This is a genomic window from Maccoyibacter intestinihominis (assembly GCF_040096355.1).
Taxonomy (GTDB): Bacteria; Bacillota; Clostridia; order Lachnospirales; family Lachnospiraceae; genus Maccoyibacter; species Maccoyibacter intestinihominis.
Genome location: NZ_JBBMEX010000009.1, coordinates 135,052 through 158,851, shown reverse-complemented (window position 1 = coordinate 158,851; position 23,800 = coordinate 135,052). Strand labels below are relative to the sequence as shown.

Below are 23,800 nucleotides of genomic sequence, written 5' to 3'. Positions count from 1 at the left end.
CAAAATGTGTTTATTTTTGATTACTCTTGGAGAACCAGTCTCTTATCCTGTCAATCAGGTTGACGGCTTTGAATTGACCATTGAAAAGCCCACATGGTCTCCGTTTAAGGGATATACCATTCGCTGGGCTGTTACTGCGAATTCTAAAGAAATCTATTCCTTCGGTGAGGATGGTAGTCCTGGCTTTGAGTATCTCGAACGCCACATTGACGAGCAATGGTATCGTTTGACATATTCGCAGGATATATTTCCTTTTAATAATTTAGAATTCTCATTGGGTGGAGACAGTACGGGCTTGCAGGGAAGTATTGTTCAAAAATATGATTATTATGGAACTCGCTTGGAGGCGGGAACCTATCGTGTAGTATTAGAAATGAAGGCAAAGGACGGAACACCGCATTATTTGGCGGCTGAATTTGATGTTGAGTAAATAAGCAGAAAGACAACTTCAAGTTTGTAAAACTGATGGAATAAAAAAATGTAAAGCTGGGAGCATTAGCTTACGGCTTTTTAAGTTAAAGCAAATAGAAGTAAATAATGGTCAAAAAATAATCGACATCCGACCTCACACACGTTATAATATAGATAATCTAATAAGAAAACAGTGTTATCATTACCGCATATTCAGTGAGAATGGTAGCCATAAATATGAATTCGCAGGAACGGAATGGTTGAACCCTCAGGGTGACAGTGTCACTCATTTGTCAGCGAGAGGTGCTTAACTTGGATGATTTTCAGTTTTCTTATTTTGACATGGATTTACAGGAAAGTCAGTAAAATCAAGTTGTTGCTTGACTTATGTTGACCAAGAAAAACATAGATTTTCTGTAGTGACTTGAACTCCTAAGCACTAGTTGAGGGTTCGATTCCCCCTGGGAACGTTCAATGTGCAACAATGATGATAAGTCATTGCTGCTTTTAATTTAGAATGTGTATTTGAGGAGTAGATCAATATGAATTTTGATGAATTCTTGAAGGAAAAAGAAAAAATTGAGAAATTATCAATAGAAGAACAAAAAAAATTCTATGAGCAACTGTTGAAAAATAAACATGATAAAACAGAGCTTTATGTGTATGCAAGTTTTTATTATGGACATTTGTTTTACCAGAATGGAAATTTTGGAAAAGTGATAGAAATCATGGAACCAATTGTAATGGATTATCAGAGTTATCCGTATACACCAAAAATATTGTCATGTTTTAATTTGATAGGTGTAGCAGCACATTGTGAAGCAGAATACAGTATTTCACGCTTTTTTTATAAGATTGCATTAAAGATTGCAAAGGAAAATAGTGCTAAGTTTTATTATGCGTTTGAGTATAATAATATTGCACTGACGTACATTGCGGAACAGAACTATACGGAAGCAATCAGAAATCTTGAATTTGCAGAAGATGTTTTGAAAGATTGCGATGAAGAGATGGGTGCATATATCTATATAAATAAATCCATCTCACTTCAGAAGTTAAACCGATTGACAGAGGCACTGCAGGCATATGAAATTGGTATCAATCAATATCATGCGGATAAAATTGTCCCGGATGATGCGATTCGTTGTGCGGCAACTCTTTATTACAGATTGGGAAAAATGGACAAGTATAAAGAGTATAAGCAACAAATTCTTTTGAAAATAAGAGACATGCATGCTGCTGAATTTATGGATGCATGTAAAGAACTGTTTGAATGTGGAATGGATTCGGATGATGATGAACTCATGACCACTATTTTGCGTTCGATGGATTGGTATATAGAAAAATATACGAATGAAATTAAGGTAGGGCTTGTTTTTTCCGAATTGAAATATGAGTATGCTGTTAAAAAATCAGATAAAGATGCGGTGTTGGATGCTTTAGAGAAAAAGAATGATTATAAAGACCGTATAATTAAGCATTCTATAGAAAAAAGACTGAAATCCTTAGAGCAGCATATAGAAATCAATTCACAAATTTCTGACCTGGAGCTGGATGCATTAACCGGATTTAGAAATCGTAAGGCATATTATAAAGATATTAATATGATCGAACAGGATACAAAGATGAATATGCGTCCCGTAGGAATCGTATTTGCTGATGTGAATGGTTTGAAAAAAATAAATGACAGTTTAGGACATGAAGCGGGAGATAAGTTAATTGCATCTGTTGCAAATACAATAACCGAGATTTTTCCTGAAGCAAGGCGGTACCGCTTCGGAGGAGATGAATTTGTAATCTTATCTTTTGATAAAAATGAAGCTGCATTTAATGAAAAACGCAAAAGGCTTGAGGCGTCATGGAAAGACGGATATTCAGCTTCGATCGGAACGATTTGGAAAGAGCATGCAATAGATTTTGAAAAAAGTGTTGCTGCTGCAGATGAAATGATGTATATGGATAAGAGCAGCTATTACGAAAAGAAAAGGCATGATCGGAGGTCATATACCTATATAGATACGGAAGAGTCTTTGAAAAAGGTAGAAACGGTTGCAGAACTTTTGCCAGGAGGCTTTTTTGTATATCATGCAGATGAAGAGGAGCAAATCATTACTTTTAACCGGGAGCTATTACGGATTTTTAAGTGCCAAAATAAAGAGGAATTTATAGAACTTACAGGAAATTCCTTTAAAGGTATGGTCCATCCTGATGACCTGAAAATAGTAGAGTGTGATATTTCAAGTCAGATTACGCAGGAAAAGGACATAGAACGGGTGCAATATAGAATAGTGTGTAAGGATGGAACGGTGAAAACCGTTTTGGATTATGGCCGTTTTGTTCATACAGAAATGTATGGGGATGTATATTATGTATTTATAGATGATATATCTATTAAGTAAACCATTAACCAAAAGTTTAAACTGCGTAAACAAAGCGAGACTTCATAAGAGGTCTCATTTTGTTTATACAAGAATTGCAAAAGCAAATAATATGAGTAAAGAAAAAGTCGGAGCTATTATTGAAAAATGCACCGACAGTAGATTTTTAGGTGTTTTTGGAGAGAAAACAGTAAATGTTCTGAAAGTCAATTTTGATGTTGGACGGTATCCTGTAACTAGCACTCTCAAAAGATGAGCAAAAGATTTCAGACTTCTGCTCATCTTTATACAATCTTAATTTCAAAACAAACTTACTTACGCCCATTTAATACAAATAAAGATAGAATAAAGAAAATATAAAAAAGAAATTAAGATTATGGGGATATAGTTATGCAACAGATAAACAGATCAAGACATCGACATATAACATCATTTCAAGTGATTAGTTTAGGGTTTTTATCCGTGATTCTCTTAGGCAGTCTGCTTTTGATGCTGCCGATTGCTACAAAAAGCGGTCAGTGTACCTCCTTTTTGGATGCTTTGTTTACCGCAACTTCTGCGGTTTGTGTGACGGGACTGGTTATTAATGATACGGCAACCTACTGGTCTTTATTTGGCCAAGGAGTTATTTTACTGCTGATTCAAATCGGAGGTATGGGAATTATTACGATTGCTATTGCGATTTCTGTTGTTTCCGGACGCAAAATTGGGTTGATGCAGCGAAGTACCATGCAAGAGGCAATTTCGGCTCCAACGGTGGGTGGTATTGTGCGGAGAACGCAATTTATTATTCGGACTACTATTCTTATCGAAATCATTGGTGCGGTTCTTTTAGCCCCTGTTTTTTGCAGGGACTTTGGGTTTTGGAAAGGAATATGGTATTCATTGTTCCATTCTATTTCTGCTTTTTGCAATGCAGGATTTGATCTAATCGGTATAAGAACCCCTTTTTCCTCGTTGACCTCTTATTCTGTACAGCCGATTGTAAATCTTGTGATTATGATGCTGATTATTGCAGGAGGTATTGGATTCCTTACCTGGGAGGATATAAAGAATCATAAATGGCATTTCAAAAAATACCGGATGCAAAGCAAGGTGATTTTTATGGTAACAGGAATATTGATATTCTTACCGGCTCTTTACTTTTTTTGCTTTGAGTTTTCAAATGTGCCTCTTACAGAAAGAGTATGGGTTTCTTTGTTTCAATCCGTTACGCCGAGAACAGCAGGATTTAATACGGCAAATTTGACTTTGCTCAGTGAAGTTGGGCAAATGCTTATCATTATGCTGATGCTCATCGGTGGCTCGCCCGGTTCCACTGCAGGTGGTATGAAAACGACAACTCTTGCAGTTCTCGTTTCATCGGCATTATCTGTATTTAGAAAAAAGGAACACACCCATTTTTTCGGCAGACAAATTCCGGATGGCACTATCAGAAATGCAGCTACGATTTTTTTGATGTATATCGTTTTATTCCTTGTCGGAGGAATGGTAATTAGCAGAACAGAAGATATTCCACTTATGACTGCTCTATTTGAGACAGCGTCGGCAATCGGGACGGTAGGGTTATCGTTGGGAATAACTCCTAAGCTGGGGCTTGTTTCCCATATAATCTTGATTTGCCTGATGTTTTTTGGCAGAGTGGGAGGATTGACCTTGATTTTTGCTACCATTTCTGAAAAAAAGCCTAACGGTTCAAAATATCCTCAGGAAAATATCACAGTAGGTTAAAGGAGAATGAAAAATGAAATCAATATTACTTATCGGTCTGGGAAGATTCGGACGACATATTGCTATAAAATTAGATGAATTGCACCATCAGGTGATGGCGGTAGATAAAGAAGATACCCGAGTTGATGCTGTACTTCCCTTTGTAACCAACGCTCAGATTGGGGATGCGACTAATGAGGATTTTTTAAGTTCGCTTGGTGTTGGAAATTTTGATGTTTGTATTGTGGCTATCGGAGATAACTTTCAGAATTCATTGGAAGTAACGTCCCTTTTGAAGGAACTCGGTGCAAAAATGGTGGTGTCTCGTGCCGCTCGTGATGTTCATGCAAAATTTCTTTTACGAAACGGCGCAGATGAAATTGTTTATCCCGAAAGGCAGCTTGCCGATTGGGTTGCGATTCGTTATAGTGCTGATCATATTTTCGATTACATAGAACTAGATGAAGAACATGCAATCTTTGAAATATCTATACCGGAAGAATGGATAGGAAAAACAATCGGTCAGTTGGATATACGAAAAAAATATAACGTCAATATTATGGCGCTGAAAACAAATGATATTATGAATTTGAAAATAAGTTCCGATACGCAGTTGTCAAAGGACAGTACCATGTTTGTTCTTGGGGAGACGAAACATATTCAAAAATGTTTTCATATTTAATTTTTGAAAGAAGTTGGTGATATGAAAGACTTTGTTTTACTTATGGTGGTATTGGTACCATTTATTTATGGTTATTTTCTTATGGAAAAGCTGGATAAATTTCTCGAGGAAAATCAATCCCAAAAACTTATTTCAGATTCTAAGCTCAGGATTGGATTCGAAACACCTGCAATCATAGATTCTATTGCAGATCTATTAGAACAATTTTCAAGCGAATACCCAAACTATGAGCTGAACCTGTTCTACGGTTCTGTAAGTGAAATAATAAATGGGCTGGGAAATAATAAACTTGATTTTGGCTTTATCATAGAAAATTCCAACGATATTTTGAAAGATGAGTATTGTTCCTTATCCCTTCAAATAAAGCAAAGTGTCATTACTCCAGGCTCTATAGACATTGCGGTACATCCCATCAACACAATTGAGAAACCAGCGAGAGTGATATGGCAAAATGACATTAATTGTATGAAGGGTGTATTTGTAGAAAAATTGCATGATTTTTCGAAGCGTTTTCTGTTTTCGGCTACATGCCCGAATGGAAAAAAAGAAGAAAAGGTGGTATAATTTTTTATATATTGTTTTTGTACAGGGAGGTGACCGTATGGGCGAAAGCAGACAAAATCCGGAACAGTTGCTAAAGTCACTCCAAACCGATGAAGAAAACCGGAATAAAGGGCATTTGAAAATCTTTTTCGGATATGCGGCTGGTGTGGGTAAAACCTACGCCATGTTAGAAGCAGCTCATATGGCAAAACAGCAGGGAATTGACGTGGTAGCCGGTTATGTAGAACCCCACGCATGTCCCAAAACAGCAGCTCTTTTGAATGGCTTAGAAGTTCTTCCTACAAGAGAAGTTTTTTATAATGGTATGATACTGGACGAATTCGACATTGGCATGGCGTTGAAAAGAAAACCACAGCTTATCCTTGTAGATGAACTTGCGCATACGAATGCCGAAGGATGCCGTCATGCAAAACGGTATCAGGACATTAAGGAACTTTTGAATGCAGGGATTGATGTCTATACGACTGTCAATGTTCAGCATATTGAAAGCCTTTGTGATACAGTTGCATCCATTACGGAAATTGTTGTAAGGGAACGCATCCCGGATTCTATTTTTGATAATGCAGATCAGGTTGAATTAATAGATATTGAACCACAGGATTTGATCAACCGTTTGAATACAGGAAATGTATACAGACAGACACAGGCAAAACAGGCAGTAGAAAATTTTTTTACAATAGAAAATTTGACAGCTCTCCGGGAGATTTCACTGCGGCGATGTGCGGACCGGGTGAATATCCTCACAGAAAATACCCGCATAAAAAATCATGGAGATTATCACACAGGCGAACATATTCTTGTATGTCTATCTTCTTCTCCATCCAATGCGAAAATTATCCGTACCGCCGCAAAAATGGCTTCTGCTTTTAAAGGGGAGTTTACGGCTCTATTTGTAGAAACCCCAGATTTTTCGGTGATGAGCGAGGAAAATGTAAAACGCCTGCGTTCAAATATTCGTCTTGCTGAGCAGCTTGGGGCAAAAATAGAAACAGTTTACGGAGAAGATGTTCCGTTTCAGATTGCGGAATTTACTCGTTTGTCCGGTGTGTCAAAGATTGTGATCGGACGTAGTTCTGCTACAAAACGGCATTTGCTCAGCAAACCGACCCTGACAGAAAAATTGATTGATTATGCCCCTAACCTGGATGTGCATATTATTCCGGATACGGTTTCTAATGCGGCAGTGTATCAGTCAAGAGGGGGCAGGAAAAAGAACCATATCGTATTCTCTGTCACTGATACATTAAAATCTACTGCGATTCTGATTTTATCCAGTTTAGTCGGAATGATTTTCCAGAAATTTGGATTTGACGAAGCAAATATCATTACTGTTTTTGTTTTAGGTGTTCTTGTCACCGCTGTCATCACGAAACATCAGATATACAGCCTAATTTTTTCGATTGTAAGTGTTTTGGTCTTTAATTTCCTGTTTACGGAACCTCAATTTACCTTGCAGGCGTATGATCAGGGTTATCCTGTTACCTTTATTATCATGTTGTTGTTGGCATTTTTAACCGGTTCTCTTGCTATACGGATTAAAAACCAAGCAAAACAGGCGGCACAATCTGCTTACCGTACCAAAGTGTTATTTGATACAAACCAGCTATTGCGACAGGCAAAAGATAAAAATGAAATTGTATCTGCAACTTCAAATCAGCTCATTAAACTCTTGAGAAAAGATATCGTTTTTTATTTAGCTGATGGAGAAGTGTTGGATACGCCGCATATTTTTTCTGTAACTGAAGAAAATTTGGAATCGTGTATTTCCGAAAATGAAAAGGCCGTTGCCGGCTGGGTATTGAAAAACAATAAACGTGCCGGAGCTACAACAGGAACGCTTTCCAATGCAAAATGCCTGTACCTTGCTGTTCGCAGCAACAGTATGGTATATGGAGTTATTGGAATCGTGATGGGGGAAATACCTCTTGATCCATTTGAAAACAGTATTCTACTATCCATTCTCGGAGAATGTGCCCTGGCTTTGGAAAATGAGAAAAATGCCCGTGAGAAACAGGAGGCGGCCATTCTTGCAAAAAATGAACAGTTGCGAGCGAACCTGCTACGTGCTATTTCACATGATTTGAGGACACCGCTGACATCCATTTCCGGTAATGCCAGCAATCTTTTGTCCAACGGCGATTTCTTTGATAATGATACAAAAAAGCAGCTGTACATGGATATTTATGATGATTCCATGTGGCTGATTAACCTTGTAGAAAACTTGCTGGCTGTAACCCGGATTGAAGAAGGACGGTTGAATCTCCGTATAACGGAAGATTTGATGGATGACGTGATCACAGAAGCGTTACATCATATTAACCGAAAGAGTGAAGAACATCATATTTCCGTTGAAAGCAAAGAAGAATTTCTTCTTGCAAAAATGGATGCAAAGCTTATTGTTCAGGTAATCATCAATATTGTTGATAATGCTATCAAATATACACCTAAAAACTCTCATATTGTTATTCGGACAGAAAAGCGGGGAAAACAAGCAATCGTATCTATATCGGATGACGGAAACGGAATTGCTGACGAAATAAAGCCACGGATATTCGACATGTTCTATAGCGGTGCAAATCAAATTGCAGACAGCCGCCGAAGTTTAGGACTCGGATTATCTTTGTGCAAGTCCATTATTAACGCCCACGGCGGAGAACTTACTGTTTCAGATAATCTACCGCACGGAACAGTATTTACATTTACATTACCGGCAGGGGAGGTCAAAGTATATGAATAAGTCACTAATATTAGTTGTAGAAGATGACAAATCTGTCAGAAATTTAATTACAACAACCTTAAAAACGCACGAATACCGATATCTGACGGCACCCGATGGTCAATCGGCAATTTTAGAAACATCTTCACACAATCCTGACATTGTTTTACTTGATTTAGGACTTCCTGATATAGACGGTGTTGAGATTATTAAAAAAATCCGTACTTGGTCAAACATGCCAATTATCGTAATCAGTGCTCGCAGTGAAGATACCGATAAAATTGATGCGTTGGATGCTGGCGCAGATGATTATTTAACAAAGCCATTTTCTGTTGAGGAACTGCTTGCCAGACTACGAGTCACGCAAAGAAGGTTATCGATGATGCAAAAAGTATCCCCTGCCGAAGCGGTTGTTTTTGTAAACGGAAAACTTCGTGTAGATTATGCTGCAGGTTGTGCTTATTTGAATGAAGAAGAATTGCATTTAACACCTATTGAATATAAGTTACTTTGCCTGTTGACAAGAAATATAGGAAAAGTTCTGACCCATACTTTCCTTACGCAAAGCATTTGGGGAAGTAGTTGGGATAATGATATTGCTTCCCTTCGTGTGTTTATGGCAACACTTCGTAAAAAAATCGAGAAAGAACCGAACTCTCCACAATATATCCAAACACACATTGGCGTGGGGTATCGGATGCTGAAAGTTGATTGAACTTCACAACACCATAGTTAATGCAACTGAAAAAATGTGTTCATCAGACGGTAACGTGGTTGGGGAAATGCTTTTAAGGATGGAGAGAAGTTAAAGTAAAATAGGGAGAAATTGTTGCAGAAAACCATCGACATCCGATGTCATAAACGTTATAATATATTTAATAATGACGTTCTAAAAATGCTTTTGTCACCCAAAAGCGCTTTACTTAGATGACACGGAGGTATTTCACATGAGCAAAAGGAATTCAGGGGAACAGAAAAGAGAAAACAGCCAACTGAAAATCACATTTTCCGTATTAATTATGGTACTGTCATTTTTAGCAGAATTGTATACCATGATTATTTTAAAGGGAAATCCGATTTACTTAGCAGGATTTGGTCTGGTATTTTTAATTTTTTCTTATGTGCTGATGAACAGCGTAATGCAGCTACAGTATCAGAAGTTAAGAGAAGAAAAAGAAGAGCATGAAGGTCTTTTGAAGTCAGAAAAAGCAAGTTATCTGATCATCAAGAAATCATTTGATGAAGTCTTTCAGAGAATGGATTATATTGAAAAAAATCTCCAGCTTCCGACAGAAGAATTATTAACAGCACAGAAAGCATTTGCAAAGATCAATATTAACAGAAGTAAAGAAAATGCAGACGCACTTATGAATTCTAATGATAAATTGTTAGAAAAGATCGTGAGTTTTGAAAGAACACTGCAGAACAATAATGAAAAATTATTAGACGGTCAGAATCAGAATATGGAACAGCGTCTGCAGGAAGTGATTTTAAGACAGCAGGAGTTGAGTTCTTCCATAAAAGAATTAGAATTGAATATGAGAAATGAGATCCTCCAGGCAGTAAACTCCATTACATCTTCCCAGCCACAGGTAATCATGCAACAGCCGGTACAGCCGCCTGTTATGGAAAATGTGCAGCCAGAAGAACCGATGGAAGAAGAACCGGTCGTAGAAGAACCAATCGTAGAAGAGCCATTGATTGAGGAACCGGTCGTAGAAGAACCAATTATAGAAGAACCACTGATGGAAGAACCAATTATAGAGGAGCCATTGATTGAGGAGCCGGTCATAGAAGAGCCAATCATGGAAGAACCACTGATGGAAGAGCCAATAGTAGAAGAGTCAATCATAGAGGAACCACTGATGGAAGAACCAACCATAGAAGAACCACTGGTTGAGGAACCATTAATAGAGGAGCCGGTAGCAGAAGAACCGGTTATCCAGGTAGAAGAACCGGCAGAGGAAGCTGAAGAAGAGGAAGAAGAAGTGCTGATTCCGGATATGTCAGATCCAAACAAAATGATGACTCCGGATGAAATTGCAGCATTAATCGCAAATTTATAAAAAATCCTTTAAAAATCTATTGCATTTTTCTAAAAAATGAGATATAATCATTCTTGCGTTGAAAAAATGCATGGGTTTTTAGCTCAGCTGGCAGAGCACCTGACTCTTAATCAGGGTGTCCAGGGTTCGAACCCCTGAAGACCCATTTTGAAAGTACTGTTTTCGATGTTAGAAGAACATTGGGGATGGTGCTTTTTTTATGCAATAAGGGTTTGATATTGAAATTATATTTTTGTAATTGTTTCCGCAGGGCTGCACAAATGAAATATTCCACGTTTCCTTGTGCAGACCATTCCAATGAACCTCTGAAAGCAGAAATCGTGTGCGCCAATGGGCTTCACGATTTCCTGAGTTTCATTTCCATTGCACAAAAAGAAACGTTCCATACTTCATTTGTGCAGCCTGCTAATTTACGAAAAAGTATAGTGTTTATATAAATTGGAAGCATAAAAAATAGAAAAATATAACTTTCATATAGAATAGAAACATAAAAATAAAAAAGTATAGATTTCATATTGATGAGAGATATAATAATAGAATAAACGGAGAAGATATTCAATTGCCACCTATATTCTAACAGCTTAAGTAGCAAGATGGATCATTCCTTATTGACGATTAATAATATTAATCATAAACATATTTTAACAGAAGGGAGCAAAAACAAAACATGGCAGTAGAAAAACGATTTTTAAAATATGTATCTTATTGGACAACCTCTCAAGATGATCAGGAGAACATCCCAAGTACGAAGCGGCAGTTTGAGCTTGCAAAAGTATTGGAACAGGAATTAAAAGAACTCAACTTAGAAAAAGTAAGATTAGATGAACATTGTTATGTCTATGGTCTGCTTCCGGCAACTGCGGGAATGGAAGGTAAGAAAGCAGTGGGATTTATTGCGCATATGGACACCGCACCGGATTTTTCAGGAGAAAATGTAAAGCCGCAGATCATCGAAAATTATAATGGTGAGGATGTTTTATTGCCGGGAAGTGGAACTTATATAAAAGTAGAGGATTTTCCACATTTGGCTTCTTTAAAAGGAAGAACATTGATCACAACCGATGGAACAACGCTGCTGGGTTCTGATGATAAGGCAGGAGTAGCAGCGATTATGCAGGCGGTAGAGGAAATCCAGAAAGAAGGAATCCCTCACGGAGATATCTGGGTAGGATTTACGCCGGATGAAGAAGTCGGACGTGGGGCGGAACTGTTTGATCTGGATTATTTCAAAGCAGATTTTGCATATACGGTAGATGGCGGATATGAGGGCGAAATAGCTTATGAAAATTTCAACGCGGCAAGTGCTGAATTTGTGATCCATGGAGTGAACGTACATCCGGGAGAAGCAAAAGACATTATGGTCAATGCAGCAGCCATTGCCTGTGAAATAGAGTCTAAGATCCCGAAGAACGAGACACCGGAGCATACAGAGGGCAGAGAGGGATTTTATCATCTGACCGATATTTCCGGAAATGTGGAAAAAGCAGAACTTTCCTATATTGTGCGTGACCACGATATGCAGAAATTTTTGAATCGAATCGATTATTTGAAAAAAATAGAAAAAGAGATGCAGGATCTATATGGAAAAGAAACAGTTACCTTGAAAATACAGGAAAGCTATCGCAATATGAATGAGATTATCCGTGAGCATATGGAAATTATTGAAATTGCAAAGGAAGCGATCCGTGAAAACGGAATAGAGCCGACACCTGACCCGATCCGTGGCGGAACCGATGGGGCAACACTCAGCCACAAAGGACTGCCTTGCCCAAATCTTGGAACCGGTGGATATGCTTATCACGGACCAATGGAGCATGTAACGGTAGAAGGAATGGAAACGGTTGTCCGTATTATCAAGAAGATCAGTGAAAAAGTAACTGCATTGTAATCATTCCATATTTTGTGCAGCCCGCTAGTTTAAGAAACAAAATATTTTTTCAGAAAAATTATAGGATTACACAGACGAAATGATAGAGTTTTGTCTGTGTAATTTTTTTAATTACATTTTACCCCCATTTTACATAAGAGTGATTTTATATTTTACATAGGGTTTTTAGAATAAAATCATACCTTCCAAAGAGAAGGAAACATAAAATTTCATAATATGAAAAAGATAATATGGAGGAAAAAAGATGAAAAAAACAGTGTGTTTATTACTTGCCGGCTTAATGACGATCGGTGCATTAACAGGATGCGGCAGCAGTGCAGACAACAAAAAAGATGATTCTGCAAAGACAGAGACAACAGGTGAAAAGAAGTCAGACGGATTTGATACAAGCTCAGATATTACCGTAGTATCCCGTGAGGATGGTTCCGGAACAAGAGGAGCATTCATCGAACTGTTTGGAGTACAGCAGGAAGAGAACGGTGAAAAAGTGGACATGACCACAGAGGAAGCTGTTATCGCAAACAGCACAGCAGTTATGATGACCACAGTAGCCGGAGATGATTACGCGATCGGTTATGCATCCTTAGGTTCTTTAGATGACACAACCAAAGCATTAAAGGTAGACGGAGTAGAGCCAAGCGTAGATACCATTAAAGATGGTTCTTACAAAATCTCCAGACCATTCAACATTGTAACAAAAGACAACGTAAGTGATGTTGCACAGGATTTCATCAACTACATCATGAGTGATGACGGACAGAAAGTAATCGAAGACAACGGATACATTTCCGTATCAGATGGAAAATTCGAGAGCAACGGAGCAAAAGGTAAGATCGTAGTTGCAGGTTCTTCTTCTGTAACACCGGTTATGGAAAAATTAAAAGAAGCATACTTAGCAGTAAACAAAGAAGCAGAGATCGAAGTTCAGGAAAGTGATTCCACAACAGGTATGACAGCAGCAATGGAAGGAACCTGTGATATCGGAATGGCATCCCGTGAATTAAAAGACAGCGAGAGCGAGTTAAAAGCAACAGCAATCGCAATGGACGGAATCGCAGTCATCGTAAACAAAAACAACACATTAGATGACATCACATCCGACCAGGTAAAAGATATCTACTTAGGAGATGTAACAAGCTGGGATGAGCTGTAAAAAGGTTAAGGAGCTATGGCTCCTTCCCTCATTTAAAACAAGGTAATTCAAATAAAGGAAACAATACCCGCTGACAAGCGGGTATCCGTAGTATCTGAAAATAAATAGAGAGAGAAATGATATGAGCAAATATAAAGGAAAAGAAAAACTGATGGAGATCATATTCCTCATTGCAGCATGTATATCCATCATATCGGTTGTTTTAATCTGTATTTTTCTATTCATGAATGGAATACCGGCAATGAAGAAAATCGGATTTGGCGATTTTATCTTCGGACAGAGATGGAGACCGGGAAATAATATTTTCGGGATCTGGCCAATGATCCTGGGAAGTATCTATGTAACGGCAGGAGCAATCATCATTGGAGTACCAATCGGTGTATTGTCCGCAATCTATCTTGCGAAGTTCTGTCCAAAGGGAATTTACAAAATTATCAAACCGGGTGTTGAGCTGTTAGCGGGAATCCCGTCGGTTGTATATGGATTTTTCGGACTGGTCGTACTTGTACCGTTTATCCGCAATACCTTTGAAGGGAACGGAAACAGTATTTTAACGGCATCCATTCTGCTTGGAATCATGATACTTCCAACGATTATCGGAGTATCGGAATCAGCCATCCGTGCCGTACCAAATAAATATTACGAAGGTGCACTGGCACTGGGTGCAACACATGAAAGAAGTGTATATTGTACCGTTGTACCGGCAGCAAAATCGGGAATCATGGCAGGAATTGTCCTTGGAATCGGAAGAGCGATCGGAGAGACCATGGCTGTTATCATGGTTGCAGGAAACCAGGCAAGAATGCCAAAGGGCATATTTAAAGGGATCAGAACCCTGACCGGAAATATCGTGATCGAGATGGGATATGCTACAGACCTTCACAGAGAAGCATTGATCGCAACAGGTGTGGTACTGTTCGTATTTATTCTGATGATCAACCTGTTATTTTCCGTATTAAAAAGAAGGAGGGCTGATTAATGGATGTTGAAATGAAAATCCAAGAACCGATCAATAAGGTTACAAGAAAACAAAAATTAAAAAACTACAGTAAGCATCCGGGTTCTTTCCTTCTTGCATTACTTACAAAGCTGGCAATTTTACTGACGGTTTTAGCACTGGGCTTTATCCTGATCTACATTTTAGTAAAAGGAATCCCAAACCTAAGCACAGACCTTTTTGCACTCAAGTATACGACCGAAAATGTGTCCATGCTTCCTGCAATTATAAACACACTGATGATTACCTTACTTTCCTTATGTATAGCAGGACCGATTGGAATTTTTTCAGCGATATATTTAGTAGAGTATGCAAAAAAAGGAAACAAACTAGTGGGAGTGGTTCGCGTTACGGCGGAAACACTGACAGGAATTCCATCCATAGTTTACGGACTGTTCGGAATGTTGTTTTTTGTTACAACGTTAAAATGCGGTTATTCCCTTCTGGCAGGAGCGCTGACCTTATCCATTATGGTGCTTCCGGTCATTATGCGAACAACGGAAGAGGCATTGTTAGCAGTTCCTAACTCCTTCCGTGAAGGAAGTTTTGGACTTGGAGCAGGAAAACTGCGTACCATATTTAAAATCGTTCTTCCGTCAGCAGTACCGGGAATTTTAGCAGGAGTCATTCTTGCGATCGGACGTATGGTAGGTGAAACAGCAGCGCTGATCTATACGGCAGGTACGGTTGCAGAGATTCCTTCGAGCATCATGAGTTCGGGAAGAACACTTGCAATCCATATGTACAGTCTTTCAAAAGAGGGACTTTACACAAATCAGGCATATGCAACAGCGGTCGTATTACTGATCGTTGTAGTTCTGATCAATATGCTTTCTAATTTTGTGGCAAAAAAATTTACGAAAAAATAGGAGGAGCAGATGGGAAACAAATTTGAAATCAAAGATCTCAATCTGTATTATGGCGATTACCACGCGTTAAAAAATATCAACATGAATCTGGCTGAGAACGAGATCACAGCCTTTATCGGACCTTCCGGATGTGGAAAATCCACATTTTTAAAATGTCTGAACCGTATGAATGACTTAGTAGAAGGATGTAAGATTACAGGTTCCGTAACCTTAGACGGAGAAGACATTTACGGAAACATGGATGTCAATAAGTTAAGAAAAAGAGTAGGTATGGTATTCCAGAACCCGAATCCGTTTCCAATGAGTGTTTATGACAATATTGCCTATGGACCGCGAACCCATGGAATCCGTAATAAAAAAGTGCTGGATGAAATTGTAGAGCGTTCTTTAAGAAACGCAGCAATCTGGGATGAATTAAAAGATCGTCTGAAAAAAAGTGCACTTGGTCTTTCGGGAGGACAGCAGCAGAGACTCTGTATCGCAAGAGCACTTGCGGTAGAACCGGAGGTAATTCTGATGGATGAGCCGACTTCTGCATTAGACCCAATTTCCACTTCCAAAATCGAAGATTTAGTCATTGATTTAAAAAGTAAGTATACAATTATTATGGTAACACATAATATGCAACAGGCAACCCGTGTCTCAGATAAGACAGCATTTTTCCTGTTAGGAGACATGATTGAATATGGAGATACCGAAGAATTATTCTCTATGCCGAAAGATAAGAGAACAGAAGATTACATTACAGGGAGGTTTGGATAATGCGAAACCGATTCGACAGACAGTTAGAGCAGCTTAACAATGAACTGATTAATATGGGCAGCCTGATCGAAGAAGCAATCGAGATGGCAATTACCGCACTGATGAAGCAGGATGCCAAAAAAGCAAAGGAAATTGTGGACTTCGATGAAGAAATTGATGAAAAAGAAAGAGAAATCGAAAGTCTTTGTCTGAAACTTCTCTTACAGCAGCAGCCGGTGGCAAAGGATCTGCGTCAGATATCCGCAGCATTGAAGATGATCACAGATATGGAAAGAATCGGAGACCATGCCGCAGATATTTCTGAGATGACAATCCTGATGGCGGGTACTCCTTATATCAGAAACATTGAACATCTGCAGACCATGGCAAAAGAAGCAATGGTTATGCTGGTAAAGAGCATCGAAGCCTATGTGGAAAAGGATTTGGCAAAAGCGGAAAAAGTCATTGAAAGTGATGATGTGATCGATGATCTGTTTGATCAGATCAAAGCGGAGCTGATAGATGCCATTCATCAGAATCCGGAGAATGGAGAACAGGCAGCAGACCTTCTCATGGTATCAAAGTATCTTGAGAGAATCGGAGATCATGCAACAAATATTGCAGAATGGGTAATCTTCTCCATTACAGGAAACCATCCGGGCTAGGAAAACAGCAAAGGAAAATACTTCTAACCTCGAAAATTTACATAGATTTTACATAAATACCCCTTGTTTTTTACAAACCCCACCTACAATGGCTTTGATAGTGTAAAAAAATAGTAAAGTATGTAAATTTAAGAGGAGAAGAGATGGATTTTTTTGATTTATTGACAATGGTAGGCGGACTGGCTCTGTTCCTGTACGGAATGGATGTTATGGGAGACGGTCTTGCAAAGACTTCCGGTGGTAAACTGGAACAGATCTTGGAAAAACTGACATCTACACCAATTAAAGCAGTATTACTTGGTGCAGGAGTAACGGCAGTCATTCAGTCATCATCGGCAACGACAGTCATGGTTGTCGGTTTTGTTAACTCCGGGATTATGAAATTATCCCAGGCAGTGGGAATTATCATGGGTGCCAATGTTGGTACAACAATCACTTCCTGGATTTTGAGTCTGACGGGAATTGAGAGCGAGAACTTCTTTATACAGCTTTTAAAACCGTCCTCATTCGCTCCGATTTTAGCATTAATCGGAATCTTTATGATGATGCTGACAAAGGACAGCAAGAAAAAAGACATTGCATCCATTATGCTTGGATTTGCGGTCCTGATGTTTGGTATGGAAACTATGAGTGAAGCAGTAAAACCTCTTGCAGATGTGCCGGAGTTTACAAATATCCTGATGATTTTCACCAATCCGATTCTTGGTATGTTAGCAGGTCTTGTTTTAACGGCAGTTATTCAGAGTTCTTCTGCATCGGTAGGTATTTTGCAGGCTCTTTGTGCAACCGGTTCGATGAGTTTTGGAATCGCATTACCGATTATCATGGGACAGAATATCGGAACCTGTGTTACGGCAATGATTTCTTCTATTGGAGCAAAGAAAAATGCAAAACGTGCAGCATTGATACATCTTTATTTTAATATTATAGGAACCGTACTGTTCATGATTGTATTCTATGCAATTAACTCGTTTGTACATTTTGAATTTTTAAATGATGCGGCAAATCCAATGGGTATTGCAGTAATTCACAGTACCTTCAACATTGCAGCAACACTGGTACTGCTTCCGTTTGGAAAGGTATTGGTAAAGCTGGCAACACTTACCATTCCGGAGACCGAGGACGAAAAAGTGGAGGAAATCCCGGATGCAACAAAACTTCTCGATACACGTTTCTTAGAGAAGCCGGCATTTGCTGTTGCCCAGTGTAAGAATGTTGGAATCGAAATGGCAAAATTAGCACAGCGTTCCTTAGAGTATGCAATTGATTCGATTACCGATTATGACCAGAAAAAAGTCAAAGATGTGTTCCGTTTAGAGGATATGATCGATCACTATGAAGATGAGCTTGGAACATATCTGATGAAGTTAAGTGGAAAACCTCTGTCTGATGAGGATAATCATACCGTATCAAATCTTTTCCACTGTATGGGAGATTTTGAGCGGATCAGTGACCACGCTTTGAACTTAGCCGAAACTGCAATGGAAATGCAGGCAAAAGAGGAGACTTTCTCAGAAAAAGCAAAAGGCGAGTTAGTGACCTACGGCGAAGCAGTAAAAGAGATCATGGATCTATCCGTAGAGGCATATAAGTCAGGAAGCATGGCACTTGCTGAAAGAGTAGAGCCGTTAGAAGAAGTCATTGATGATCTGAATGTAAAGATCAAGAATCATCATGTAAAACGTCTTCGCAAAGGAAAATGTACGATTGAACTCGGACTTTCCCTGTCTGACATTCTGACAAACTATGAGCGTGTGGCAGATCACTGTTCAAACATCGCAGTCTGCCTGATCCAGGTAGAAGAAGATGGATTTGAAACACACGAATATCTGAATGAAGTAAAACAGAAGGATAATAAAGACTTCCAGAACTTATATCAGATGTATTATAATAAATATCAGATAGGTAAAGCTGACAAATAAAAAAGCAGGTGATGAAATGGCTTTGATTTACATTGTAGAAGATGATGTGAATATTCGAGAAATTGAGACATTTTCTTTAAAAAACAGTGGTTATACGGTAATGGATTTTGAGTGTGCAAAAGATTTTTACCATAAACTTTCGGATAAGGTTCCGGACTTGATCCTTTTAGATATCATGCTTCCGGACGAGGACGGACTTGAGATTTTAAGAAAACTCAGAAAAAATCCGGAGACCAGAAAAGTTCCGATCATTATGGTAACAGCGAAAACCACGGAAATTGATAAGGTAAAGGGGCTGGATTCAGGAGCAGACGATTATCTGACAAAGCCATTTGGAGTCATGGAGCTGATCTCCAGAGTGAAAGCGCTTCTTCGCAGAAGTATGAATATGGACGAATCAAAGATTTTGTCCTTAGGTGAAATCTCTATTGATAATGAGAAACATAGAGTAAGCGTGCAGGGTCAGCCCTGCGAGCTTACTTATAAGGAATTTGAACTTTTGAAACTTATGCTCCAGAACGTTGGCATTGTTCTTTCCCGTGACGTAATTATGGAACGCGTCTGGGGAGTAGACTTTGAAGGAGAATCGAGAACCCTTGATATGCACATTAAGACACTCCGTCAGAAGTTAGGCGAAAGTGGAAAACGGATCAAGACCGTGCGTAACGTAGGCTATCGATTGGAGTAGTGATAAGATGAAAAAAAAGATAAATCTTCAATTTATGTTTATTTCGGCGGTAGGTATTCTGTTAACATTCTGTTTATCTACCGTTATTTTTTATGAATTATTTAAGAGTGAAGTTGTAGACGAGTTAAAGACCTATGCAGATGTCATCAAAGAGACACAGTCATACGATCAGATCCTGCAGGGAGAATACGATCCTGATGTGGATGACCTCAGGATCACAATGATAAAAAAAGACGGAAAAGTCTTTTACGACAGTTTTGCGGATGCAAAAAAAATGGAGAACCATGCAAACCGGCAGGAGGTCCGCCAGGCATTAAAGCATGGAAATGGAAAAGCAATCCGTACGTCGGATACTTTAGATAAGAATACGTTTTATTATGCAGTCCGTTTAGACGATGGAAATATTCTTCGTGTTGCAAAGGAGTCAAGAAGTATCTGGAGTGTCTTTATCAAAGTGACTCCGGCAATCCTGATCCTGATCTTTGTGATTCTTGCGATCAGTAAGATGCTGTCAGATGTTCTGACAAAGAGCCTGTTGTTGCCGATCGAGCAGATGTCAGAGAATCTGGATCACTTAGAGGACATCACAACCTATAAAGAACTGATGCCGTTTATCAATACGATACAGGAGCAGCATAAAAATATTTTAATGAATGCAAAGATGCGGCAGGAGTTTACGGCAAATGTATCACATGAATTAAAGACACCGTTAACAGCCATCTCCGGCTATTCCGAACTGATACAGAACGGAATGACAAATGAAGAGGAGACGATCCGTTTTGCGGGAGAGATCCATAAGAGTGCAAAACGTCTGCTGACCCTGATCAATGATACGATCCGTCTGTCGCAGTTAGACACCTCCGAACAGAAGGTGATCTATGAAGCGATCGACTTATATAAAATAGCTGAGGATTGTGTGAATATGCTGAAATTTTCAGCCGAGAATCATGGTATTACCATTTCGATACATGGAACAAATGCTTACTTAGAAGGCAACAAAGAAATGCTTGAAGAGGTCGTCTATAATCTTTGTGACAATGCGATCCGTTATAATAACGAAGGTGGAAAAGTAGATGTTACGGTAAAACCGGTAAAGGGAAAAATCTATCTTTGTGTCGAGGACAATGGTATCGGAATTTCCAAAGAGCATCAGGAGAGGATTTTTGAAAGATTTTACCGGGTAGATAAGAGCCGCTCGAAATCCACCGGAGGAACCGGACTTGGACTTGCCATTGTAAAACATATCATCCAGCAGCATGGCGCTCATATGGAGCTGACCAGTGAAAAAGGCAAAGGAACAAAGATAGAGATCGAATTTTCAAAGAGCAGATAAGAGTATTCTGCATAAGATAAAATAAAAAATGGATATCTTTAACAAAATACTCTTTTATACTTATCACAAATCTTTTATCCAGAAACGAATGAGAAATATGAGAGCATCTCTTCGTGAGATGGAAGAAATCTTAAATAAGGAAGCCTAAGATTTCCTCCGGGGTGTCCACAATGTGGGATGCCCCTTCTTTTTCTAAAAAGGCACGTCCCTTAAAGCCCCATGCAACACTGATGCAGTCCATGCCGGAATTTGCGGCAGTCTGCAGATCCACTTCGGAATCCCCTACATAAACGGCAGAGTCAGCGTGTTCGCCTAACTCCTCTAAGGCAGTAAAGACCGTATCCGGTGCAGGTTTCTTTCTTACGCCGGTTCTTTCACCGATCGCCACAGAAATGATCCCTTCAAAAAAATCTGCTGCAAGACGTTTGACTGCTGCATCATTTTTATTAGAAACGATCGCCATAGGGATCTCATGTTCCTGTAAAGTCTTTAAAAGCTCCATAATGCCCGGATACGGAGCAGTTGCTTCTTTACAGTGGTCAGTATAGTAGGTTTTAAAAGCGGCAAATACTTCTTCAAACTGTGGGTTATCCTCTCCCTGTGGGATTGCACGGATCAAAAGAAGCCGCAGTCCGTTGCCGACAAAGCTCTGGACTTCAGGAAGCGTTCTGGTCGGCATATCAAATTCCTGCAACGTATGGTTCAGGGCATTCGTTAAATCCTCGATCGTATTTAAAAGTGTTCCATCTAAGTCAAAGATGACGGTAGAATATTTTTTCAAGAAAAAGACCTCCTTGCAATTAATTTATGGATCGGGTGTCCGAGAGAAGAAAATTTTTCTTCGTATTCAGTCATTACATTTCCTTCGTTTAAGACCGGGTCGTGGTGCAGATCAAAGGTATGCGCATCAAGCGTCCATCCGGCTTCTGCTACTTCCTCCATAGAGAAAGCAAACAGATCATCATTGTCCGTCTTAAATTCCACAACACCGTTTCCCGCTAAAATCTTATCATAGCGTTCAAAGAACTGCCGGCTGGTCAGACGGCGCTTGGCGTGGCGTTCCTTTGGCCATGGGTCGGAAAAATTCAGATAGATCTTAGCGACCTCTTCTTTATCAAAGACTTCCGTAATGATAGAAGCGTCCATGCACAAAAAGCGGATATTTGGCAGAGGCTCTATCTCCATTTTCTGTAAAGCACGGAGCAGTACGGAAGAATAACGCTCAATTCCGATGTAATTGATATCCGGGTGTTCTTTTGCAAGCTTCATGATGAACTGCCCCTTTCCCATGCCGATCTCAATGTGGATCGGATTCTCATTTCCAAATATCAGATGCCAGCGCCCTTTTTCTGCCATCGGTTCCTGTATACAATGCGGGCTGTCAGCGATTGCTTCATCTGCGCCCGGAATATTCCTAAGTCTCATAATGTCACTCCTATAAAATCATTTTGCAATACATATTTTACATGAAAAGGACAGGAAAAAAAAGAGTTTATAAAAAATAAGTTGCACCAAGAGGACAGGGAGATTATACTATTAAATAGTGAGCAATTTTAAAAATAGAAGATAGAAATATCAGGGAATGATAATATGGAGAAGAAAGAATGAAGAAAAACAGATGGAAAAAGGGCATAGCACTCTTTTTAAGCATAACGGCAATATTTACAGGCAGCATGATCCCGGTACAGGCATCTGAATACTGGCCGCAGGCACCGGAAACGGCATCTCCGTGTGTGATGGTGATGGAGATGAACACGGGAGCTGTATTATATGAAAAGAATGTAGACGAGGTTCATTACCCGGCAAGTATCACGAAGATCATGACAACGCTGATCGCCATTGAAAAAGGAAAGATGGACGATATCGTTACTTTTTCAGCGGATGCGGTATACAAAAACGAGGGAGACACCTCCCATATTTCAAGAGATTTAGAAGAGAAGATGACTTTAGAGCAGTGTCTTTACGGCGTCATGCTCGAATCTGCAAATGAATGTGCCTATGCCGTTGCAGAGCATATCGGCGGTGGTGATGTCAGCAAGTTTGTCGATATGATGAATGAAAAGGCAAAAGAATTAGGATGTACGAATACGCATTTTAATAACACGAACGGTCTTCCGGACGAGCAGCACTATACCTCAACGAGAGACATGCTCTTAATCGCCCGTGCCGCATATGAGAATGAGGAATTTCGTAAGATTACAGGTACGAAGGTCTATGTCATTCCTCCGACCAATAAGCATGAAGACGAAACCACACTACATAATCACCACAATATGCTCTATCCGTTCCGTACGGCAAAATATATCTATGATGGATGTACCGGAGGAAAGACCGGATATACCGTAGCGGCAAACAGTACACTGGTCACTTATGCAGAGCGTGACGGAATGTCCCTAGTCTGTGTCGTTATGAATGCACAGGCACCGGCGCATTTTGAAGACACGGTAAATCTGTTCAATTACTGTTTTGACAATTTCCAGATATTCAGTGTCAAAGATAATGAAAAAGCATATACCAAGGACAAGATACAGGATACGGGAATCCTGAATACGGATCAGTCCTTTGCAGGCTTGGATAAAAACGGAGGGATCATCCTTCCAAAGACCGCTTCTTTTGAAGATGCGAAAGTAGAAGTGAAAGAAAAAGGTGAATCAAAGAACAGTGCCGGCCGTCTGGAATACACCTATGCAGGACATGCTGTGGGTGGAGCCGATATCATGGTCACAAAAGCAGAGCCGGAGAAGTTCCCATTTGACAATACAAAAGAAGCAGGCAAAAAGGGAGAAAAGACAGCATACGTCAAAGGAAATACCATTGTGATGTTAGTGATCATCGTATTAGTCTGTGCAGCATTAGCACTGATCGGACGATATGTTTCCGATAACTCCTTTGTGATAAAGACGAAAGTGGACAGAAAGCGAAATAAACCGGACCCACGTTATACCATCATCCGAAATTCGAAAAAGAAATGGCGCAGAAAGTAGAATAAGACTTAAATCAAAGACAAACAATATAGA

The 23,800-nt window shown here is 39.4% G+C and carries 21 protein-coding genes and 1 tRNA gene; 20 read left to right on the top strand and 2 right to left on the bottom strand.

The window, feature by feature from the left end; translation table 11 throughout:
- Positions 1–16: 16 nt before the first annotated feature.
- The 19 genes from WMO43_RS10065 to WMO43_RS09975 all read left to right on the top strand — a co-directional run bounded on the left by WMO43_RS10065 (position 17) and on the right by WMO43_RS09975 (position 20,783).
- Positions 17–430: a hypothetical protein gene (locus tag WMO43_RS10065; RefSeq protein ID WP_353531074.1), complete on the top strand. Its 414-nt coding sequence runs from the start codon at positions 17–19 to the stop codon at positions 428–430.
- 523 nt (positions 431–953) lie between these two features.
- Positions 954–2,810, top strand: coding sequence for a diguanylate cyclase domain-containing protein (locus WMO43_RS10060; RefSeq protein WP_353531073.1), 1,857 nt, complete (start codon positions 954–956; stop codon positions 2,808–2,810).
- Positions 2,791–3,045, top strand: a complete 255-nt coding sequence (locus tag WMO43_RS10055) for a potassium-transporting ATPase subunit C (protein ID WP_353531072.1) — start codon at positions 2,791–2,793, stop codon at positions 3,043–3,045. The genes WMO43_RS10060 and WMO43_RS10055 overlap by 20 nt, the downstream gene beginning before the upstream one ends.
- 134 nt (positions 3,046–3,179) lie before the next feature.
- Positions 3,180–4,520 carry a TrkH family potassium uptake protein gene (locus WMO43_RS10050; RefSeq protein WP_353531071.1) on the top strand — a complete coding sequence of 447 codons (1,341 nt, stop codon included), beginning with the start codon at positions 3,180–3,182 and terminating at the stop codon, positions 4,518–4,520.
- 13 nt (positions 4,521–4,533) lie between these two features.
- A complete protein-coding gene (locus WMO43_RS10045; RefSeq protein ID WP_353531070.1) occupies positions 4,534–5,181 on the top strand; it encodes a potassium channel family protein in 648 nt (215 codons plus the stop codon).
- A 21-nt stretch (positions 5,182–5,202) separates the two neighbouring features.
- Positions 5,203–5,745, top strand: a complete 543-nt coding sequence (locus WMO43_RS10040) for a LysR substrate-binding domain-containing protein (RefSeq protein ID WP_353531069.1) — start codon at positions 5,203–5,205, stop codon at positions 5,743–5,745.
- Positions 5,746–5,782: 37 nt separating this feature from the next.
- Positions 5,783–8,482: an ATP-binding protein gene (locus WMO43_RS10035; RefSeq protein ID WP_353531068.1), complete on the top strand. Its 2,700-nt coding sequence runs from the start codon at positions 5,783–5,785 to the stop codon at positions 8,480–8,482.
- Complete coding sequence (locus WMO43_RS10030; RefSeq protein WP_353531067.1) at positions 8,475–9,176, top strand: response regulator; 702 nt, start codon at positions 8,475–8,477, stop codon at positions 9,174–9,176. The genes WMO43_RS10035 and WMO43_RS10030 overlap by 8 nt, the downstream gene beginning before the upstream one ends.
- Before the next feature lie 232 nt (positions 9,177–9,408).
- Complete coding sequence (locus WMO43_RS10025) at positions 9,409–10,527, top strand: hypothetical protein (RefSeq protein WP_353531066.1); 1,119 nt, start codon at positions 9,409–9,411, stop codon at positions 10,525–10,527.
- A gap of 72 nt (positions 10,528–10,599) precedes the next feature.
- Positions 10,600–10,672, top strand: a tRNA-Lys gene (locus tag WMO43_RS10020).
- Positions 10,673–11,194: 522 nt separating this feature from the next.
- Positions 11,195–12,415: a peptidase T gene (gene pepT / locus WMO43_RS10015; RefSeq protein ID WP_353531065.1), complete on the top strand. Its 1,221-nt coding sequence runs from the start codon at positions 11,195–11,197 to the stop codon at positions 12,413–12,415.
- Positions 12,416–12,659: 244 nt separating this feature from the next.
- Positions 12,660–13,568 (top strand): substrate-binding domain-containing protein, encoded by a 909-nt coding sequence (locus WMO43_RS10010; protein ID WP_353531064.1) that lies wholly within the window; start codon positions 12,660–12,662, stop codon positions 13,566–13,568.
- A 121-nt stretch (positions 13,569–13,689) separates the two neighbouring features.
- On the top strand, positions 13,690–14,547 hold the full coding sequence (pstC, locus tag WMO43_RS10005) for a phosphate ABC transporter permease subunit PstC (RefSeq protein WP_353531063.1): 858 nt from the start codon (positions 13,690–13,692) through the stop codon (positions 14,545–14,547).
- Entirely contained in the window at positions 14,547–15,434 is an 888-nt protein-coding gene (gene pstA, locus WMO43_RS10000; protein ID WP_353531062.1) for a phosphate ABC transporter permease PstA, read from the top strand. Before pstC ends, pstA begins: the two co-directional genes overlap by 1 nt.
- 9 nt (positions 15,435–15,443) lie before the next feature.
- Positions 15,444–16,196 carry a phosphate ABC transporter ATP-binding protein PstB gene (pstB, locus tag WMO43_RS09995; protein ID WP_353531061.1) on the top strand — a complete coding sequence of 251 codons (753 nt, stop codon included), beginning with the start codon at positions 15,444–15,446 and terminating at the stop codon, positions 16,194–16,196.
- A complete protein-coding gene (phoU, locus tag WMO43_RS09990) occupies positions 16,196–16,840 on the top strand; it encodes a phosphate signaling complex protein PhoU (protein WP_353531060.1) in 645 nt (214 codons plus the stop codon). Before pstB ends, phoU begins: the two co-directional genes overlap by 1 nt.
- Positions 16,841–16,983: 143 nt before the next feature.
- Positions 16,984–18,762, top strand: a complete 1,779-nt coding sequence (locus WMO43_RS09985; protein ID WP_178052268.1) for a Na/Pi cotransporter family protein — start codon at positions 16,984–16,986, stop codon at positions 18,760–18,762.
- A 16-nt stretch (positions 18,763–18,778) separates the two neighbouring features.
- Positions 18,779–19,450 carry a response regulator gene (locus tag WMO43_RS09980; protein ID WP_353531059.1) on the top strand — a complete coding sequence of 224 codons (672 nt, stop codon included), beginning with the start codon at positions 18,779–18,781 and terminating at the stop codon, positions 19,448–19,450.
- A gap of 7 nt (positions 19,451–19,457) precedes the next feature.
- A complete protein-coding gene (locus WMO43_RS09975) occupies positions 19,458–20,783 on the top strand; it encodes a sensor histidine kinase (RefSeq protein ID WP_353531058.1) in 1,326 nt (441 codons plus the stop codon).
- Between the two features lie 130 nt (positions 20,784–20,913).
- On the opposite strand, the gene WMO43_RS09970 is transcribed toward WMO43_RS09975, so the two are convergent.
- Positions 20,914–21,564: an HAD family hydrolase gene (locus WMO43_RS09970; RefSeq protein WP_353531057.1), complete on the bottom strand. Its 651-nt coding sequence runs from the start codon at positions 21,562–21,564 to the stop codon at positions 20,914–20,916.
- A complete protein-coding gene (trmB, locus tag WMO43_RS09965) occupies positions 21,561–22,208 on the bottom strand; it encodes a tRNA (guanosine(46)-N7)-methyltransferase TrmB (protein WP_177962962.1) in 648 nt (215 codons plus the stop codon). Before trmB ends, WMO43_RS09970 begins: the two co-directional genes overlap by 4 nt.
- Before the next feature lie 179 nt (positions 22,209–22,387).
- On the opposite strand from trmB, the gene WMO43_RS09960 reads away from it, so the two are divergent.
- Positions 22,388–23,767 carry a D-alanyl-D-alanine carboxypeptidase family protein gene (locus tag WMO43_RS09960; protein ID WP_177962963.1) on the top strand — a complete coding sequence of 460 codons (1,380 nt, stop codon included), beginning with the start codon at positions 22,388–22,390 and terminating at the stop codon, positions 23,765–23,767.
- Positions 23,768–23,800: the final 33 nt, after the last annotated feature.

Coding starts and splice junctions, on each gene's coding strand:
- WMO43_RS10060 (WP_353531073.1), top strand. CDS start 954: ATGAATTTTGATGAATTCTTGAAGGAAAAAGAAAAAATTGAGAAATTA.
- WMO43_RS10055 (WP_353531072.1), top strand. CDS start 2,791: ATGATATATCTATTAAGTAAACCATTAACCAAAAGTTTAAACTGCGTA.
- WMO43_RS10050 (WP_353531071.1), top strand. CDS start 3,180: ATGCAACAGATAAACAGATCAAGACATCGACATATAACATCATTTCAA.
- WMO43_RS10045 (WP_353531070.1), top strand. CDS start 4,534: ATGAAATCAATATTACTTATCGGTCTGGGAAGATTCGGACGACATATT.
- WMO43_RS10040 (WP_353531069.1), top strand. CDS start 5,203: ATGAAAGACTTTGTTTTACTTATGGTGGTATTGGTACCATTTATTTAT.
- WMO43_RS10035 (WP_353531068.1), top strand. CDS start 5,783: ATGGGCGAAAGCAGACAAAATCCGGAACAGTTGCTAAAGTCACTCCAA.
- WMO43_RS10030 (WP_353531067.1), top strand. CDS start 8,475: ATGAATAAGTCACTAATATTAGTTGTAGAAGATGACAAATCTGTCAGA.
- WMO43_RS10025 (WP_353531066.1), top strand. CDS start 9,409: ATGAGCAAAAGGAATTCAGGGGAACAGAAAAGAGAAAACAGCCAACTG.
- pepT (WP_353531065.1), top strand. CDS start 11,195: ATGGCAGTAGAAAAACGATTTTTAAAATATGTATCTTATTGGACAACC.
- WMO43_RS10010 (WP_353531064.1), top strand. CDS start 12,660: ATGAAAAAAACAGTGTGTTTATTACTTGCCGGCTTAATGACGATCGGT.
- pstC (WP_353531063.1), top strand. CDS start 13,690: ATGAGCAAATATAAAGGAAAAGAAAAACTGATGGAGATCATATTCCTC.
- pstA (WP_353531062.1), top strand. CDS start 14,547: ATGGATGTTGAAATGAAAATCCAAGAACCGATCAATAAGGTTACAAGA.
- pstB (WP_353531061.1), top strand. CDS start 15,444: ATGGGAAACAAATTTGAAATCAAAGATCTCAATCTGTATTATGGCGAT.
- phoU (WP_353531060.1), top strand. CDS start 16,196: ATGCGAAACCGATTCGACAGACAGTTAGAGCAGCTTAACAATGAACTG.
- WMO43_RS09985 (WP_178052268.1), top strand. CDS start 16,984: ATGGATTTTTTTGATTTATTGACAATGGTAGGCGGACTGGCTCTGTTC.
- WMO43_RS09980 (WP_353531059.1), top strand. CDS start 18,779: ATGGCTTTGATTTACATTGTAGAAGATGATGTGAATATTCGAGAAATT.
- WMO43_RS09975 (WP_353531058.1), top strand. CDS start 19,458: ATGAAAAAAAAGATAAATCTTCAATTTATGTTTATTTCGGCGGTAGGT.
- trmB (WP_177962962.1), bottom strand. CDS start 22,208: ATGAGACTTAGGAATATTCCGGGCGCAGATGAAGCAATCGCTGACAGC.
- WMO43_RS09960 (WP_177962963.1), top strand. CDS start 22,388: ATGAAGAAAAACAGATGGAAAAAGGGCATAGCACTCTTTTTAAGCATA.